The following is a 1782-nucleotide window of genomic DNA, read 5'->3' as shown; positions in this document are numbered from 1 at the left end:
GATCCCTTAATGTCAGCCCCATAGAGCACCCCCTCGCGAATCAGGTGCTCAGCAAGGAATCACAAGCGATTCTTTCGACTCAAGATTTCGCCGATCAGCGGATCAGCCCGAGTGGTCAAAGTTATGGGTAATTGAAAGCCGGAATCCAGATCCATCGCGATCGCCTCGTTCTGCTTCGCAAGCTCGCTCGTGGGCCAGCGCCAGAAGTTCAACCGTCACCTTGCAGGCGCGCCGGCCATCACCATGCTCCCGCAAGGTCTCGAACAGGCGCCTATAGGCAGGCGCGGGAAGAGCGGGTCGCGATAGACGAGATTGAGGAGCGCCATAGGCTTGCGCCGCAGGGCATGGATGACGTGCCGGTAATCCACGACATGACCGCCCTGGCTCTCCGACACAGGCCGCCCGCGCCGCAGCGTCACGACCGGCGGGACGCCGAGGAAGCATTCGAGCCGGTCGTCGAAGATGCGCACACGGAGGCGATGGCCGATCAATCTTGAAGGCACGGTGTAGAACACGCGCCGCAGGATGAAGCCGCCCGACGACGTCACAGGGATCACCTTCTCCTCGAAGTCCGTCGGGCGGCGTTTCGGCAGCGGCAACAGCGCTTCCTTCTCGATCGCGATCCGCCTGGCGAGGTTGGCGTTGCGCCGCCCGACGATCTCGTCGACAAGAGCCCGGTAGGCATCGAGACCGGCGAAGTCGCGCGTGCCCCGCAGCAACACCGCATCCTCCAGGGCTCGCTTGAGATGACCGTGCGCACTCTCGATCGAGCCGTTCTCGTGTGCGATGCCCGCATTGTTGCGCGTTGGCGCCATGCCGTGGTGGCCCATCAGCTCGGCGTAGCGCTGTGTCAGATCCTCCCGCGCGTCGGCCGCCCGATTGCGGAACGCGGCCGACAGGCTGTCGCTACGATGCTCGCGCGGCACGCCACCGAGGGCCAGAGGGCGTTCTGCAAGCCATCCGCCAGGGCAACGAAGCTTTCGCCGGCGAGCACGACATGGGCATGCTCGAAGCCGGAGAAGGCCAACCGGAAGTGATAGAGCCGATGATCGAGCGGCTCGCCTGCGATGGTAATGCCGAGCGTGCTCACGTCGTGAAGTCGGACAGACCCAGGCGGCCGGGCTCATGCTCCTGACGGAAGATCACGCCTGTTCCGGGCCGTTGAGCGCCCGCCAGGCATTGATGCGGAGCTCCAGCGTGCGTCGGATATTGGGGTTGAGGCCGGAACGCAGTTCGTCCAGCACGCCGATCACGCGGATGCCGGCGCAGCCTTCAAAATCGGAACGATCCCGGCGTCCCAATAGGGGGCGAGCGGATCAGACCGGCGCTGACCCCTCAGCGTCTTCTTGTGCGATGGCGGACTCGCATCGCCCCCGATCCGATACGCACTCGCTTTCGAGAACCCCGCCTTGGCCGCGGCGGCCTCAGGGACAATGTCAGTCATTAGGTCATGTACAGCCTCATCTGGTGGTCGGTGATGTGGAGGCCAGGCAAGGCATCGTTCCCTCTTGTCGAGACGAATCAACAGCTTGCACCAGCCCCGCCCAGCCGCCAGACGGGTCCAAAAACGCGCGACGCCGATGGGGACGGTCCTCCGGTCGGGCTACGCCCTCCTTCGGTCCGTCCCCATCGGCGCAGTCTCATCCTGATTGTCGCTGGAGTCTCACCCTGATCGCCGCCGCACCAAGCGGCTGAAGACGCTGGATGACGAGAACACGCGGCTGAAACGGGTGCTGGCCGACGCCATGCTGGACGACGCGGCCTGAAAGGACCTCTTGGGAA

The 1782-nt window shown here is 64.5% G+C and carries 2 pseudogenes; one reads left to right on the top strand and one right to left on the bottom strand.

The features are described from left to right. Window positions 1-156 precede the first annotated feature (156 nt). Window positions 157-1464, bottom strand: a pseudogene (gene istA / locus IVA87_RS08750) (IS21 family transposase); the annotation flags it as partial. A gap of 221 nt (window positions 1465-1685) precedes the next feature. Here istA and IVA87_RS35110 point away from each other — a divergent pair. Continuing rightward, window positions 1686-1763, top strand: a pseudogene (locus IVA87_RS35110) (cytochrome BD quinol oxidase subunit I); the annotation flags it as partial. Window positions 1764-1782 lie beyond the last annotated feature (19 nt).

The sequence above is a fragment of the Bradyrhizobium sp. 147 genome (assembly GCF_023073935.1).
GTDB lineage: Bacteria > Pseudomonadota > Alphaproteobacteria > Rhizobiales > Xanthobacteraceae > Bradyrhizobium.
This window is presented reverse-complemented; position numbering and strand designations above follow the sequence as displayed.